This is a genomic window from Parafrankia irregularis (assembly GCF_001536285.1).
GTDB classification, from domain to species: Bacteria; Actinomycetota; Actinomycetes; order Frankiales; family Frankiaceae; genus Parafrankia; species Parafrankia irregularis.
Window position 1 is genome coordinate 289,448 of sequence record NZ_FAOZ01000005.1, and the last position, 16,807, is coordinate 306,254.

General features: G+C 72.5%; 8 protein-coding genes. 4 read left to right on the forward strand and 4 right to left on the reverse strand.

All coding sequences use genetic code 11. The features are described 5' to 3' along the window. Window positions 1–146 precede the first annotated feature (146 nt). The 3 genes from sepH (at window position 147) to AWX74_RS10375 (ending at window position 4,512) form a co-directional block, all read left to right on the forward strand. Window positions 147–2,882 (forward strand): septation protein SepH, encoded by a 2,736-nt coding sequence (gene sepH / locus AWX74_RS10365; protein ID WP_165615555.1) that lies wholly within the window; start codon window positions 147–149, stop codon window positions 2,880–2,882. Window positions 2,883–3,044: 162 nt separating this feature from the next. Beyond that, complete coding sequence (locus AWX74_RS10370; protein WP_006542635.1) at window positions 3,045–3,245, forward strand: DUF7455 domain-containing protein; 201 nt, start codon at window positions 3,045–3,047, stop codon at window positions 3,243–3,245. 163 nt (window positions 3,246–3,408) lie between these two features. After that, entirely contained in the window at window positions 3,409–4,512 is a 1,104-nt protein-coding gene (locus AWX74_RS10375) for a YihY/virulence factor BrkB family protein (protein WP_091274278.1), read from the forward strand. A 128-nt stretch (window positions 4,513–4,640) separates the two neighbouring features. Here the strand turns inward: AWX74_RS10375 and AWX74_RS10380 are convergent, their stop codons facing one another. Further along, window positions 4,641–5,822, reverse strand: coding sequence for an LCP family protein (locus tag AWX74_RS10380; RefSeq protein ID WP_311984601.1), 1,182 nt, complete (start codon window positions 5,820–5,822; stop codon window positions 4,641–4,643). Window positions 5,823–7,995: 2,173 nt separating this feature from the next. Here AWX74_RS10380 and AWX74_RS10385 point away from each other — a divergent pair. Further along, a complete protein-coding gene (locus tag AWX74_RS10385; RefSeq protein ID WP_091274677.1) occupies window positions 7,996–9,402 on the forward strand; it encodes an aminopeptidase P family protein in 1,407 nt (468 codons plus the stop codon). A gap of 256 nt (window positions 9,403–9,658) precedes the next feature. Here AWX74_RS10385 and AWX74_RS10390 read toward each other — a convergent pair whose 3' ends face one another. From AWX74_RS10390 to AWX74_RS10405, 3 genes are all read right to left on the reverse strand, one after another. Beyond that, on the reverse strand, window positions 9,659–10,000 hold the full coding sequence (locus AWX74_RS10390; protein ID WP_006542630.1) for a histone-like nucleoid-structuring protein Lsr2: 342 nt from the start codon (window positions 9,998–10,000) through the stop codon (window positions 9,659–9,661). A gap of 1,766 nt (window positions 10,001–11,766) precedes the next feature. Beyond that, a complete protein-coding gene (locus AWX74_RS10400) occupies window positions 11,767–12,591 on the reverse strand; it encodes an ABC transporter ATP-binding protein (protein ID WP_091274282.1) in 825 nt (274 codons plus the stop codon). A 99-nt stretch (window positions 12,592–12,690) separates the two neighbouring features. Beyond that, complete coding sequence (locus AWX74_RS10405) at window positions 12,691–16,743, reverse strand: SpoIIE family protein phosphatase (protein WP_242666169.1); 4,053 nt, start codon at window positions 16,741–16,743, stop codon at window positions 12,691–12,693. Window positions 16,744–16,807 lie beyond the last annotated feature (64 nt).

The window sequence follows — 16,807 nt, forward strand, 5'->3', positions numbered from 1 at the left end:
GGCGGTTGCGCGCGCACTCCGTGCTCCGGTGCGCCCTCAGGGTGTCCAGCGGGGCACACCGGTGTTCGGCCCCGTGCGGGCGCCGCGGCACGGTGTGTGCGCCGCGGCGGCCCCACGGCAGGAGATCGACGGGAGGAGAAGGCGCCATGCGCGAGCTGCGGGCGGTCGCACTCAGCGAGGACGGCGGCTACCTCGTACTCGCCGACGCAGCCGGGCGGAGCGACGCGGAACAGTTCCGTGTCGCCGTCGATGATCGACTACGGGCGGCCCTGCGCGGGGCCCGACGTAGTGAAGTACGCGCGGAAAGCGCGCTGACCCCCCGTGAGATCCAGGCGCGGCTGCGAGCCGGTGAGACCGCGGCGGACGTCGCGCGCGCCGCCGGCATCCCGGTCGAGCGGGTCGAGCGGTACGAGGGTCCCGTGCTCGCCGAACGTGCCCGAGTGGTCCAGGAGGCCCGGGCGGCGCTGCTGCCCAAGGATCCCGGCGGGATCCCCGGGCGCCCGCTTGGTGAGGTCGTCGACTCACGCCTGCTCAGCGTCCAGGACGACCCGGAGACCGCCCAGTGGGACGCCTGGCGCCGCGTGGACGGGATCTGGCTGGTTCAGCTCACCTCCGACAGTCGCTGCGCCCGCTGGACGTGGGACCCGGTGGTCCGTCGCGTGCGCCCGCACGACGACGCCGCCCGCGCGCTGGTCGCCCCCGAGTCCGCCGAGCCCCCGCCGGCGCAGCCGCCCACACAGCCACCGGCACGCCCCGGCGGACCCGCGCTCACGCTCGTGCATGACCAGGGGGCCGCACCGGCTCACCCGGGCGCGATGGGCGCTGCCGCGGGCTACAGCCAGCCGTCGTCGCATCCCGCCACGCCGGCGGCCTTCCCGTCCGCGGCGGTCGCGAACGCGACGGGCTACCCGCCGGGCGGCTCCTCCGCCGGGTACGGATCCACCACGGACGAGGCCGGTTACCAGCCCGCCGACCACTACTCACCGCAGCCTGACGGCGACGGATTCACCCCGGCCGCGCACGGGCCGGCCACGGCCGGCGCATCCGTCCCGGCCGCCACCGCCGGCCGGGAGGCCAACGACTACGAGCGGGCCGGCTACGCCCCGGCCGCGCCCGGTCGGCCGGGGCCCGAGGCCGGGTACCGCAACGAGGCCAACGGCTACGACGCCACGGGCTACGAGGCCAACGGCTACGGCACCGCCCGGTACGACACCGCCGGGTCCGAGACCACCGGCGACGAGGCCCGTGGATACGGCACCGGCCATGAGGCCGATGGTGACGCGGACGGATACCGGCCCACCGGCTATGCGCCCGACCGCGGCGGCAACTCCGGCCACGGCGCCCCCCGTGCCAGGTCACCCGAGCACACCGGGCCGACCCGGATCGGCGCTGGCCGCAACGGCGGGCTGCGCCCCACCACGGAAGCCGGCGCGGTGCCGGAACGGCGCGTCCCCGCCGACGGGTCCAGGAGGGAACGCGCCGCAGGCAGACACCTCGCCGGTACCGGCCCCGCTGCCAGCGCCTCCGACGAGTTCTCGGCCCCATCCAGCACCCCCGCCGCGCCGTCCGCGCCGAGCCGCCCAGCATCCGCCGCGCGCCGCGCGGCCGCCACCCCGTGGCCCGGAGGCCCCGGTGGGCTGCCCGGCGTTCCCAGCCGGCAGGCAGCCGGCCGGCGCGCGGCGCCGCCGACGGGCAGGTTCGGATCCCGCGACCGCACGGTCGCGGGATCCGACGACGTGTCGCCGGTCGAACACCACGCTCCCGCCGACAGCCACACTCCTGCCGACAGCCACGTTCCTGCCGACCACAGCGTGCCCACCGGCCACGACGCTCCGGTCAGCGACCGGGCGGGTACCGCCGCCCCCGCCCGGATCACGCCGCACCGGCCCGCGCAGGTCCGTGAGCCGGCGGAGGCTGCCGGCGACGAGGTTACGCAGAGCTGGGCCGAGCCGGACGACCGCCAGGGATTCGGGACCGACGGCGCCACCGGCGAACAGTTCGAGAGCGAACGGCTCGGATTCGAGGACGAGCGGCTCGACCGCGACGGTTTCGAGGGCGACGGTTTCGACGGCACAGCGGCGGCATTCGACGCCGACCTCGCGGCCGAGACCGTCCCAGATAGCGAGGCCGTCCCGGCCCGGGAGCCGGGCAGCGAGCCGCCACACGCGGGCCTGCCAGGCCAACCCGCTGCCGCTGCCGCGAGCATGGCTGCGGCGGCGGAGGAGCCGGCAGCGCCGCGACGCGCGGCCGCGGCTACCCGGCCGCCGGCGGCGGTCGCGCCCGAGGAGCCCGTGGCACCCGCCCCGACCGCGCCCGCAGCCGCTGTGCCCGCCGCCGAGACCCACGACGCCGGGGCGAGTCGACGGCCAGCGCGGCGCCCCGCCGCGGCCGCCGCGGCGGCCGGAGGGGCCCGCCGGGCGCCGGCAGCCCGGGCCGCGACCGGACGGCCGCAGGCCTCCGCCACCGGCACGCCCGCGGCGGCCGCACGCGCCGCCGGCACCACACCAGCCGGCACCGCGCCAGCCGGTGACTTCGTTCCGGACGAGCGGGTGCCCGCTGACGCCGGCGCAGCCCAAGGCTCAGACGCCGCCGCGGCCACCGCCGCCGCCACCGCCACCGCTGACGCCGCGTTCGACGAGGCTGCCGCCACCGCACCGGCGACGGCGGCCGAAGCCGCGCCGACCTCGGCGGATGCCGACAGTGTGGAAGACGCCACGGACGGCACCTCGAAGACGTCCAAGGGCAATCAGACCACTGCTGCGGGTAATCGTGGGCGCCAGAACGGGACAGGTCGTGGCAGCGAACGTCCCGCAGGCGGTCGACGCGGACGCAAGTCGGTGCCAGCATGGGACGACATCGTGTTTGGTGCTCGCCGGCCCTGACCGGCGGGGGGCACCAAAGGCGAGGTCCGCCACCGGTCCGCCACCATGGGGCACCGGCAGCGGAAGCCGCTCTGGGTGCAACGACGCCGAGAGAGCCGGCTGTGAGTAAACCGTCACATGGTCAGGCGGAACGTCTGGCCGCTCAACACAGTTGGAGAAGGTGTGACAGGGACTACCACGAAGCCGACGCTGACCAACCTCGACCGTTGCGACAGGTGCGGCGCACAGGCCTACGTCCGGGTCGTTCTGCCTGGGGGCGGAGACCTGCTGTTCTGCCGCCACCACGCGAAGTCGCACGACTCCAAGCTCCGCTCGGTCGCGGTCGAGTACCACGACGAGACCGAAAAGCTGAGTGTCTCCTGACACATCACGCAACCGGGGGCATGCCGTGATCGCACGGCATGCCCCCGACTCACGTCCGGCCTGGTGTCGTGGCCGCCAGGCCGGGCGTACGAGCCGCTGCTGACGGCTGCCGAGCTCCGGTGCCCTCACCCGCGCCATAGCCGGGCAGTCATACGGTAAGTGTGTGTCCACCACCGGGAACGAGCCGGGCCGCACCCTGGCTGCCCCGGAAGGTGGGCTGCGTGCACTGCAGAGCCGTGCGCTGCCGAACAGCGCGCGGGTTGCCGCAAGGCGGGCGTTGCGCGCCCTGACCTGGTTCCGGGCGTTCGCGCGGTCGGATGGCCCAGATCGGGGCGAGGCCGTGCGAGATCTTGCCCGTCGGCTGCTGCAACCGAGGTCCTGGGTTCCCTGGGGCGCGCTGCGACTGGCCCGGGCGACGGTCGCCAACGCGTGGCGGCACCGCGTCCTCGGGCTCGCCGCCGAGGCGGGCTTCTGGCAGCTGCTCTCCATGCCACCGCTGCTGCTCGCGCTGCTCGGTGCGATCGGCTACCTCGGCGACATCCTCGGCGGTGATGCCGTCGACAACGTCCGGCAGAGCATCCTCGGCGGTGCCGACAACCTGCTGACCGCGTCGGTGGTCGACGGAACGGTCCGGCCGACGATCGACCAGATCCTCTCTCGCGGCCGCCCGGACGTCATCTCCATCGGTTTCCTGTTGTCCTTGTGGACCGGGTCCACCGCCATGGCGACCTTCGTCAACACGATCACGATCGCCTACGGCCAGCGGGACCTCCGTTCCGCGGTCCGCAGCCGCCTGCTCGCGCTGTGGCTGTTCATGGCCCAGGTCGCGACCGGCGTCATCCTGCTGCCCGCGCTGGTACTCGGGCCCAGCCTGCTCTCCGACCTGCTCGACGCCGGCCGGCACCCAGCTGTGGACGAGCTGCTGCGGGACGTCTTCTGGCCCGTGGTCGGCGTGGTGGCGCTGGCCATGCTGACGACGCTCTACCACCTCGCACTGCCCCAGCGACGCCCCTGGCGACGGGCGCTGCCGGGCGCCGCCCTCGCGCTGTTCCTCTGGCTGGTGGGCAGCTATCTGCTTCGGATGTACCTGGAGCTGGTCTTCAGCAACGAGCTTGTCTACGGCTCGCTCGCGGCACCGGTGGCGGCGCTGCTGTTCTTCTACATCACCGCGCTCGCGGTGCTGCTCGGCGCGGAGCTGAACGCCGCACTGGACGAACGACCGCCCCGCCCACGCCGGGGCGGTGAGCATCGGGCCCGTCCGCGCTAGCGTGCTGGCATCTCCCTCGGCTCTCGCCAGGGCGGATGTCAGCACGGGTGCGGGCTTCAACAGGTGCGCGCGGACTGGCGCAGGTGCGGGCTGGCGCAGGTGCGGGCTGGCGCAGGTGCGGGCGGGCTTCAGTAGGTGCAGCCGGCTCCCTCCGCCGGCGCGGGCGCGGCCTGGGCCAACATGACGGTGCCAGGCGCCACCTCGTCGAGCTGCGTCACAAGGCTGGCCGTCCTGGCCGGGTGGGCGGCCATGGCGGGTGACCAGTTCACCGCACGTGCGGACGTGATCGTCGTGTCGCCGGTGCGGGGTGCCGCGGCGCTGCGCTGCGGGGCGCCGCCAAGCTTGTCCAACAGCTCCGCCAGCTCATCGGGCTTCGCCAGGAGTACCGACTGCTCGCCCGCCCTCCCCGGGGTGGCCGGCACGGTCGCGAAGGTCACCGCACCGCTGCTGATCCCCTGCATCCGGATGGCCAGCAGACGCAGGTCGGCCAGCGAGGTGTTCTGATCCAGGGTCAGGGCGGAGGTGGCCGCGTCGACGACATCCAGGAGCTTCTTCGGGTTCAGCAGCGTGCTGGTCGAGGCGACCGATCTGAAGACCACACCGAGGAACTGTTGCTGGCGACGGATGCGGTCGATGTCGCCCTCCGGAAGGCCGTAGCGCTGCCGGACGAACGCCAGGGCCTGCTCACCGTTGAGCGTGTTGGTGCCGACCTGCCCCTGCCAGCCGGAGTACCGGTCGCTGAGGTTGTTAAAGCCGCGCGCCTTCAGATCGGCCGACAGCTCCTTCACGCAGACCGTCACGCCGCCGAGTGCGTCCGTCATCGCCTGGAAGCCCACGAAGTCGATCTGCAGGTAGTGATCGACGCGGATGTTGGTGAGCGTCTCGATCGTGCGGACGAGCAGCGACGGCCCGCCGTAGGCGAAGGCCGCGTTGAGCTTGGACTTCTGCGCCTCGTGCGCGACACCGGCTGAGTCGGTGTAGGCGGGTATCTGGACCCAGAGGTCCCGAGGAAAGGACAGCAGGGTTGTCGAGCCGTCGGCATCGAGGTGGGCCAGGATCGTGGTGTCCGACCGTTGCCCTTCGGTCTGCCCGAACTCGCCCCCGGTACCGGCCCGGGTGTCAGAGCCGACCAGAAGGATGTTCTGCGTGCCCGCCCCGGCCGCGGCCGGGCGCGCGGAGGCGTCGGAGAACTTCAGCTCCACACGCCCGACCTTGCCGTCGTAGTGCCGCAGCACGGCCCAGCCGGTGGTCGCCCCCAGGAGAAGGACGATCGAGACGAGCGCCGCGCACGCCGTCACGGTGCGGCGCATCCCACTGACCGGCCGGCGCTGCTCCTCCTGGTCGGGGGCGGGCCCATAGGGCTCGTAGGAGTCATAGGGGTCGCGAGGCCCGCCCGGCCTACCCGACCTGTTCGGTCCACCCGGTGGGCCGTGGCGGGCAGGACCGTTCGGAGCTGGCCTCGGCTCACGCTGCGGCCAGCTGCCGGCAGGCCAGTTCTCCCCTCCGGGCGCACGCCGGGCGGAACCCCCCGCGGGCGGTGGAGTGGGACGTGCCTGGCCCGGACGGGGCGGACCACCGCGTTCCGGGGCCGCCGGGCGCTCCTGGGGCCGGGGCTGGCGCGCCGGGGGGCGTCGGGGTGCTCCGGGCTGCCGAGGTGCTCCGGGCTGCCGAGGTGCTCCGGAATCCGGAGGCAGCGGTCGGCCAGACCCTCGGCCCGGTGGCGTGCGACGACGGTCACGCGGATCCCAGTGGCCCGGATCGTCATTGTTCGGAGGCCAGCTCACGGCCACGTCCCCTCGTTCACCCGCCGGGACGAGCCACGTCGCCCCCACGGAGCCGGCGGACTCCTGCCGCCGAGCGCCTGCCCGTCGAACCTTCGGCTGGATCGACCGCCGAAGGCCGTCGGAATCTCATCCGACGCCGCACCAGGCTGGCCGCTGCCGACGCCGCTCGACATCCCCACGGCCGCCGCGGCAGCCGCGAGCCTCGGTCGGCACGGCTACGCGGACCACCACAGCGGCCCACCCTTTTCTACCTGTGTTCTGGCGACCCGCAGGGTTCTACCGATATCTCTGTCCGGCATCTGATTGCCCGACTCGACAGTCGACATCATCAAACCGCCGACATCCGGCCGATACCGCCCGACGTCCGACAGCCGACACAGGCACAGGCACGGGCACGGCCGGCAGGCGACGCCGTCCCGCCGAGCCCACCGGCCGGGCCGGGGACGCCGTTCGCGGAGCCACGTCGCGGACGCCGGTCGCGGAGCCCGGCCGCCTGGTGGTGGCGCGGCCGCGGCCGATGGACGGACCACCCGGGTCCGGCCCGTCGCGGCGATCACGCGGTCTGAATACCACCAGACTTGAAAGGATTAGAAATTGGAGGGCCGCGACCAGTGCCTTCCACCCGGCGCAATCGTCGCTACCACCCGGCCTCCGGGCACCGCGCGTCGCGGGCTGGCACCGGTGGCGCCGATAACACGGAAGTCCTGGTCTTCCACGATCGACTGGTCTTCCACGATCGACCTGGCGGGTTTGCACCCTCACCGCGACCGGCGGTAAGTGATGAACGCCATACTCTGCCCCCCGTGGCCGAGGCCCGCGCCCCTTCCGCCCACGGGTGCACCGGTTTACCCGTCGCCGGAGCGCCCCCGCCCGAATTCGGTGCCGAGACGTGGCACGAACCGAAGGCGACGTACCCCTCCCCCACAGGTTGGGCCCCTATCACAACCACCCCGGTAGTTCTTCCACCGAACATCTCCGGCCGAACACCGATGTCGGCAACGATCCGCGACGTGAAGTTACGGTCCGTCGCATCGCGCCAGGGTGCGGAACGCCTGATTGCGAACCGCCGCCACTCCCCGTGAACTGCGACGATCATTTGCCGGTGACCGGGCCGTGGGATCGCGGACCGTACCGCCTCTCGAGCGTCGCACCGGACGCTCCAGGTGTCACGATGAGTACGCATCATCATCGCTAACGGATCCAGACAAAATCTGGGCGAGATCCGGTGCGAGATGAGCCGCGACGCGAACCGGCCGGGTCCGCCACAGCGAGCGCCGCTACCCGACCATGGCTCGATCGGCCTACCGTTAACGGTATGAGCGCCCAGTCCCACCAAACACCAGCTTCACACCCCGCCGCGGCCCCGTCGCAGGACAGCCCGACCGCGGACAGCGCACAACGGAGCTCTCTCACTTCGGGCGGCTCGGAAGTGGCGTCCGTCCGGTCTTCGACGGGTGTCTCCGCACCGGCCGCATCCGCAACGGGGTCCGCGGAAAACCCGGGCGAGGAGGATCAGGAATCGTCCCGGCCGACGATCGGGACAACTCGGCCACAGGAGTCGGCGAAGATTGCCACGGATCCACGGGCACCACTGCCCGCCGCGGGCGGTGTGACGACGGATGAACAAGCCGCGGACGAACCGGACAGGAACGGACAGGCCAAACACGATGAGACGCCCCACGCGGCCTTCAGGCGTTTCATGGCGAGCGGGTGGGCACCGGTCGACGCGACCGTCGCACCGCGTGACGACTGTGCTCCCTACACCACCAAGCGGCGTGGGCTTCTCACCACAAGATTCCCCTCCGACACACTCGTCGTACCGAGCGGTGGGCTCCATGTGCGGGCGAACGACACCGATTACCCGTTTCGCCCGGGCAGTGACTTCTTCTGGCTCACCGGTTGTCACGAACCGGACGCCGTCCTGATCCTGCATCCCAACGCGGCCGGCGACCATGACGCCGTGCTCTATCTCGCCGACCGTTCCGACCGCTCCAGCTCCGCGTTCTACACCGATCGCCGATACGGCGAACTATGGGTCGGCCCTCGCCCTGGCGTGCGGGAGACCACAGCCGCGCTCGACATCGAATGCAGGCCGCTGCCGGAACTGCCCGAAGCACTCGCCCAGCTCTCTCCGGCAAGGACGAGAGTTCTGCGCGGGCTGGACAGCCGAGTTGATCGGGCGGTGAGCCGCTGGGCGCCGCCCGGCACGGCCGTCGACCGGGATGCCGCGTTCGCCCAGACGCTGTCCGAACTTCGACTGGTCAAGGATGATTTCGAGATCGCGCGGCTGGACGAGGCGGTCGCCGCGACCATTGTCGGCTTCACCGAGTGTGTGACCGAGTTCGGTTATGCGGCGACACTGCCCAACGGTGAGCGTTGGCTGGAGGGAACCTTCTGGCGGCGGGCCCGGGTCGACGGCAACGACGTCGGTTACGGATCCATCGTGGCCTGCGGACCACACGCGACAACACTGCACTGGGTGCGGGATGACGGCCCCGTGCGGCCCGGTGACCTGGCGCTTCTCGACATGGGCGTCGAGAGCCGCTCGCTGTACACCGCGGACGTGACGCGGACGCTGCCGGTGAACGGACGCTTCAGCCCGTTGCAGCGCCAGGTCCATGAGATCGTCTACCAGGCACAACAGGCTGGAATAGCGGCGGTCCGGCCAGGTGCGGCCTTCCTCGATCCACACCGCGCGGCGATGCGGGTGATCGCACAGGCCCTGCACGACTGGGGGCTGCTTCCGGTCACGCCCGACGAGTCACTCAGCGAGGATCCGAAGGCACCGGGTGCCGGTCTGCATCGGCGCTACACGCTGCACTCCACGTCACACATGCTCGGACTGGATGTGCACGACTGCGCGCACGCACGCGACGAGACATACCGGGATGCGGCGCTGGAGGCCGGGATGGTGCTGACCGTCGAACCGGGCCTCTACTTCCAGCCCGATGACCTCACCGTCCCACCGGAGCTTCGTGGGATCGGCGTCCGGATAGAGGACGACATCCTGGTGACGTCACAGGGAAGTCGGAACATGTCGGCCGCGCTCCCGCGTTCGGCCGACGATGTCGAAAAGTGGATGGCCGGCGAAGCCGTCAGGTACTGAAACCACGGGGATCCAGCCGGCCGGCCGCCCATTTGGTCGCCCCCGGCCGCAGTACGGCCACTGGCCGGCAATCGACACAACGTGGTCTGGTTCCTGCCCATCGACCACTCGATGGGCAGGAACCAGGACGCGAAACATGATCACGTCTTCTTCGGCCGCCGGCCCGAGGAGACCCACACCAACTATCAGGGTTGTGCTCGGGTAGTACCTGGGTCGATGACTCGACACGTCGACCCGTAAAGCAGTGGGACCTGGCTCAGTGAGCCTTGTCGTACGCCTCAACGATGTTCGACGCGATACGCCCACGGTCACTCACCGTGTAGCCGTTGCTGCGCGCCCACTCACGAATGTCGGCGGTGCGGTCGGTTCCACCGGTACGCCGCGAAGCGGCCCGGGCGCCACGCCGGCCACTGGCAGCGCGCCCGCCGGAACGACGAGCGGCGGTGACGAACGGCGCCAGCGACTCCCGCAACTTCGTGGCGTTCTTCTCCGACAGGTCGATCTCATACTGTGCGCCGTCCAGTCCGAACCGGACTGTCTCGTCGGCCTCTTCTCCGCTGAGATCGTCAATCAACGAGACGATGGTCTTCTGGGCCATGCCACTCTCCTTCAGGTCAGCGGACCGCAGAACTTACGGGTCTAGTATTACCACGAGAACACCGTGAACTGTCACGCCTGGTTCGTCAGACTCGCGCGGCAACCGTGACGATGGCGCAAGTGGCCACCGCGAGTGGACGCACGACGCAGCCCAAAGGAGTGGATCGACATCGACATGATAGAGAGATGATCATGTTCTTCGAATCACACCTTCCGGTTCGAAACGTCGACCCACGAACGTCCCGACGACGGCACGCGGCAACCCACCGGCGACCCGCCTCGGCACCGAGACACCGGTACGCGGACGGTCAGCAGGCTTCGTACGCCTCCGGACCGTTCGATTGCCCGGCAAACGAGGCCACCCGCGCAGCGGCGTCTTTGGTCAAGCCCGGGCCCGTGAACCCACCGTCGTGTTTGCCAAAGCCGACCCGCGGCGCCGGATGAGTACGCCGGATTCCGCTCCTGACGCTATGCGCCCGACTGCCATGGACTACCGGCTCACCTGGGTCGTCGACGCGGCGAACGTCATTGGCACACGACCAGACGGCTGGTGGCGGGATCGCGCCGCCGCCGCCGGGCGACTACACAGGGACATTCTCACCCTGCTCAGCCGGCCGGATGGACTCCGCACTCCGGCGGATCGACCGTCACAGGTGCTTCTTGTTCTCGAGGGAGCCGCCCGGGCCGGTGTACCGGCCGGGCCGACCATGGCTAAGTTCGCACCAACCGCGGCCGGTACGAGCGAAATCTCCGCCGGCGACCGGGAAGACCGGACACCGGCAGCAGCACCGGAACTGAAGTCACCGTTACTGAGAATGAGCGTGGAACCCCCACGGCTCCTGGTGATCCATGCACCGGCCAGTGGGGACGACACGATCGTGGAAGCGGTACGCACCACGTCACCACCGACTCTGGTCGTGACATCGGATCAGGCACTGCGAGATCGCGTTCGCGCGCTGGGCGCACGGGTGGTGGGCTCTGGCTGGCTCCGGGATGTCCTTGACGGGGTCAGTACACCTATATGCCGGAAATCACTATGCGGGGAATCACACCCACCCGGCACGGCCCCGGGAGCCGACAAGTTCCGGCCACCGAACCAATAGCCCTCGCGCCATCCGTGGATCGGCCCTGCTCCGCTCGGCTGTCAGGCACTCGGCTGTCAGGCACTCGGCCATCAGGCACTCGGCCCGCCGCCACCCACTCGTCAGGCTCTCACCCGTCAGGCATTCGGCCCGCCAGATGACGGCCCGTCGGGCGTTGCGACACCGCCGGCGGGACCGCGCTCCGTGGCCGACCGGCACGCCTGCCCACACGAGAGCCAGCGGGCCGCCTCAGCGGGTCAGACAAGCCTTCGAAAGGCGAGAGGGTAAATGAAACCCCGGATTCGCCGCGGCGCGGCACACAGACGCTCTGAGCCGCTCGCCCAGGCGCCCGACCCCTCGCCATCGGGCCGGGCCACATCCGGTACGGGATCCCGAGGCCCCCAGCCGGCCCGAACACCGGCATGGGACCGACGGCCCGCCATCGCCACGGCGCCTGCGCGGGCACCCACCGGTTGCGTTCCCCGTGCACGAAGCCACTCACCACGAGGCCGCCGCCACGAAGCCACCCAGGATGGTGGGCCCGGTGCGGGAATCCCCGCCCGGCCGCCGCATCAGGCCAGGTGGTGCCAGTGCTGCGGCCGGCATCCGATGCGGGTCAGGCCCGCGCTGGACCGGCCGGACGGACGGGCCGGACCGAAACGGCCGGCCGAGTCGAAGCTGGAGATCAGGCTGAGACCGAAGCAGACGGTCGCCGTGGCCCCGGAGCGGCCAGTCGAGCCGAGTACCGGCCCGCCGCGGCCGTCACCTCCAGGGGAAGCCCGAAACAGGCCGACAGATGCTCGGAGACCAGAACCTCGGCCGCCGGGCCGGCCGCGAGAACCTCGCCGCGGCGCAACAGCAGCGCGTGGGTGACCCCGACGGGGATCTCCTCCACGTGATGGCTGACAAGGACCGTGACCGGAGCACCGGGATCGGCCGCGAAGCGGGTGAGCCGCCGCAGCAGCGCCTCCCGGGCACCGAGGTCGAGGCCGCTCGCCGGCTCGTCCAGCAGCAGCAGCTCGGGGTCGGTCATCAGCGCGCGGGCGATCTGGACGCGCTTACGCTCTCCCTCGGAGAGGGTGCCGAAGCTCCGCTCGGACAGGCTCCGGCAACCGAACTGGCTCAGCAGATCCGCCGCCCGCTTGAGGTCGACCTCGTCGTACTCCTCGCGGCCGCGCCCGAGCACCGACCAGCCCGCGGTGACCACCGCGTCGAGCACCCGCTCGTGGTTCGGCGGCTTGTCGCTGAGAACCGGGCTGACCACCCCGACCCGGTAGCGAATGTCCTGCAGATTGACCCGGCCCATCCGCTCGCCGAGAAGATCAACCTCGCCGGCGGTCGGGAACAGCCGTGACGAGGCGATCTGAAGAAGCGTCGTCTTACCAGCGCCGTTCGGGCCGAGCAGCACCCAGCGCTCGCCCTGGTTCACCACCCAGTTCACGTTCCGCAACAGGTGTACCCCATCGCGCCTGACCGTGACGTTCTCTAGGCGCAGCACCGCTTCCGGCATGACGCTCACGTTACGCGAGGCGGCGTGGGATCCGACGGCCCGGCCGCGAGAAAGCCCGCCTGCGCCCTCTCGATGGCCGGCCGCCGAAGGCCCGGACGATCAGAGGTCGTCCGGATCGATCTCCGCCCACACCAGCTTGCCTTCGGGCAAGGGGCGCGTACCCCAGCGCATGGCGAGCCGCCCGACCAGGTCGAGCCCGCGGCCCGCCTCGTCGTCCGGGCTGGCGTGCCGCCGGCGCGGCATCCGTCCGCCGGCGTCGGTGACCTCGATCAGCAACCGCCGAGAGCTCCCGCCACCAGCGCCCGCGGCCCCGCCCGCGATCCCCATCCGCCGGACCCGCGCCGAAAGCGGCGACCGGCCGTGCACCAGCGCGTTGCCGACGAGCTCGGACAGCACGAGCACGACGGTGTCGATCACCGCGGGCGCGACCAGGGCGTTCTCCATGGCGACCCGGACGTGTGCCCGAACCTGGCTGAGACCGCCGGCCGGATCGACGGTGACGTCCAGTGGATCCACCGCCGGGCCCGCCTCGGGCAGCCTGGCCAACAGCAGGGCCACATCGTCACCCGGCCCCGACGCTGACGCCGGTGCGGGCGCCGGGCCCGAACCCGGGCCCGAACCCGGGCCGTCCGGACGAGCATCGCCCGCCCGCGACCCGGCCGCGCAGGCGGCCCGGGCAAGCAGGTCGAGCCGGCCGTCCCAGTCCTCGGCCGGGCGGGCGAGCACGGCGGCCAGGTTCGACACGCCCGCGTCGATGTCGGTGGACCGCCCCCGGACCAGCCCGTCGGTGAACAGGGCGAGCAGCGCCCCGGGACCCAGCTGCACGGTGTATTCGGTCATCGCGTCGCGGGCCAGCCCGAGCGGCGTAGCGACCGCCATGTACAGGCGCGACACCAGCCCGTTCGGAGCGACCACCAGCGGCGGCGGATGGCCCGCGCTGGCCAGGGTGAGCTGACCGGTCTCGATCTCGAGCACGGCGTAGATGCAGGTGGCGATCAGATCCTCGCCGAGGTCGGCGACGAGCCGGTCGAGCTGGGTGAGGACCTCCACGGGCGGCAGGTCCAGCCGGGCGCAGGTGCGCACCGCGCTGCGAAGCTGCCCCATCAGCGCCGCGGCGCGCAGGCCGCGGCCCATGACGTCCCCGATGACCAGGGCCACCCGGCCGGCGCCCAGGTCGATGGCGTCGAACCAGTCACCGCCGACCTCGTCCGCATCCCCGGCGGGGACATACCGGGCCGCCAGCTCCAGGCCGGCCACGACGGGCATCCGCGGCAGCAGGGCGGTCTGGAGCGCACGGGCCTCGCCACCGGCCCGGCCACCGGCCTGGGCGCGCTCCAGCGCCGGCGCGGTGTGGGCCGCGATCTCGGTGAGGAACGTCAGGTCGTCCTTGGTGAACGCGGCCCGCTCACCGGCCGCGATCATCACCATGACCCCGGCGGGACGTCCACGCCGCATGATCGGGATCGCGGCGGCGCTGTGGCCCTCGGCGTCGCGTACCCAGCGGGCCAGGTCCGGGGCCAGAGCTCCGTCCAGGAAGGGCGCCAGGCCCGTGGACGTCGGATCGCCGGGCAGCGCCGTGCCCTCCCCCAGGGACAACAGGACGGGCACGGTCCGGCCAGGCGAACCGTCGCCGTCATCGTCGCCGTCGGCGGCAGCGGCCAGGGGGCCGGTCGCGGGCAGCACGAGCGCGGGTCCACCGGGCAGCGGCGCGGCGGTCAGGCCGTTCCTGACCGCCGCGGCCACCGGGCGCACACCCGCGGCCGCGTCCGCCGCTTCCAGATCGTCCACCGTGGGGTTCAGGTAGATCAGGCAGACGTCGGCGATCTCGCCGACCACGACCGAGGCCAGCGCGGCCAGCGCCCGGTCGGCGTCCGCGGCCGCGGCCACCGCGGTGCTGGCCTGCGCGAGCACCTCGAGCCGCCGCAGCGCCCCGTCGGCGACCGCCTGATGGGCCTCGGCGGCCAGCCGCGCCGCGGCGAGCTCCGCCTCGGCCTCCTCACGGGCGACCCGCCGCCCGGCCGCCTCGGTGGCGAGCCGCTCGAACAGGGTCGCGCGCTCCAGCGCCTGCGCGGTCTGTTCAGCCAGCGTCAGCAGAAAGTCCTGGTCGTCGCCGCCGAACTCGCGTGCGTCGGGAAACCCCAGATGCAGCACGCCGAACGGCGCGTCCGTAGTCACCAGCGGCAGCAGGGCCCAGCTGTGCTCCGGGCCGGACTCGACCGCGCCGAGCAGCTCCGCGACAGGCCAGCGCGCGCTCAGCTCGTCCCGGCTGCCCAGGAAGATCGGCCGCCGGCCGCGGACCACCTCGGCCAGTGGATGGATCGCGCCGAGCGAGACCTCCGACCAGTGCGCGGCGTACTCCGCCGAGGCGCCGACCAGGGCGTCGAACCGGAGCCGGTCGTCGGCGGAGTCGATCAGGGCGACCCCTCGGCTGATGGCACGCGCGGCGCGACCGCCGTGTTCGACCACGGCGGCTACCACGTCGTCGACCGTCACCGCCCGGCCGAGCGCCGTGGTGAGGCGGCGGGACTGTTCCCGGCGCCACGCCGCCTCGTCCGCGGCCGCGGCGACCGACGCCCGCGTCACCGCGGCAGACCGGGCCTCGGTGACGTCCGTGAGCACGCCGACCCACTCGACGTGCTGGCCCTGCTGGCCGTCCACCGCCGTCGGAAGCAGCCGCGCGGTGATCTTCCGGGGGGCGCCGAGGACGTCCTGGATGGTGAACTCGCCGTCGAACGGCTCCCGGCGCTCCACCGCGGCGCGCCAGGCCCGGCGGACCCGGTCCCGGTCGTCCGGGTGCAGCGCGTCGAGCCAGCCGAAGCCGGCGGTCTGGGCGCCCGACTGGCCGGTCATGGCACGCCAGCGGGGCAGATCCGTGTCCAGCGCGCCGTCCGGGCCGCCGTGGAAGACATCGGCGGCGGTGGCCTCCGCCAGCGCGCGCTCACGGGCCACGGACCGGCCGAGGTCGGCCTGGGCGGCTTTCGCACGGGTCGCGTCGATCGCGACCAGGACCGCTCCCGCGGGCGCGCCGAGCCGGTCCGTGGCCGGGTACCAGCTGGCCAGCCAGGTCTGGTTCGGCCCCGAGCCGCCCGTGGCGACCCCGATCTCAAGATCGGTGACCGGTTCACCGGTCCGCAGGACCCGCCCCAGCAGGACGTCCATCTCCTGGCCGATGTCGCCGAGCAGCTCCGGCATCGTGCGGCCGAGATGCTCGGCGGCGGAACGGCCGTTGAGGCTGGCCAGCACCTCGTTGACCCGGACATACCGGCCGGAGGTGTCGTAGAGGGCGAGCCCGACGGGCGCCCGGTCGAACAGCGCCTCGCGCAGGGCCTGGCCGACGAGATCGGTGGGCAGCGGCGGTGACGAGCCCGGCTCGGTGCCGGCGCCGGCGCCGGTCGCGGACAGGGCCGGGACCGCGCTGCCCGGACCCACGGAACCACCGGAACCACCGAATCCACCGGGACCGCCGCCCGCGCCACCTGCCGCCGCGCTGTTTTCGAGGGCCGGACCGCGCCAGGACGTACCGAAATCAGACGGTGGCGCCACACCCGTGCCGGGTGGAGGCGTCAACGGGAAGCCGGGGATGCCGGCGAAGCCCGACCCGGGCTCCCCCGCGAGAAGGCCTCCGTCCGTGCCAGGGCCGGCGGCCGATGCCCCGAACGCTCCCGGCCCAGGCGTCCCCGGCCCCGGCCCAGGCCCCGGCCCAGGCGTGGCGGTCGGCGGCGGCGTGGCGGTCGGCGGCGGCATCGACGACGCTGCCGGCTGCGGGACGGGCGGCTGCGGATCTGACAGAGGAGGAACCGACTGCGGCAGGCCGGACAGCGGCGGTCCTGACAGCGGCGCGGCCGGTGGCGCGCTGGTCGGCGGCGGCACAGTCGGCGGCGGCGGGATCGTAGGCGGCGGCGCTGTGGGCGGCGGTACCGGCGGCCGTGCGGGCACTGGCAGCGGGAAGCCCGCCGATGACAGCGGCCCGTGGGTCTCGCTGTCGTCATCCCCCACGAGGGGCTCCCAGCCGGACGGGGTCCGCTGCTGGCCGACGGCGGCCCGCGCACCGGTGACGTCCGGGTAGGACGACCAGCCGTTCTCGCTGCTCTGGTCGTTCCAGCCGTCCAGAGCCCGGCCGAAGTCGTCCCAGCCGACGACGGGTGATCCCACCCGCTCCCCGCCCGGCTGGCCCGGAACCGGACCCGGGCCAGCCGATCCAGCGGGTTCGTCACCG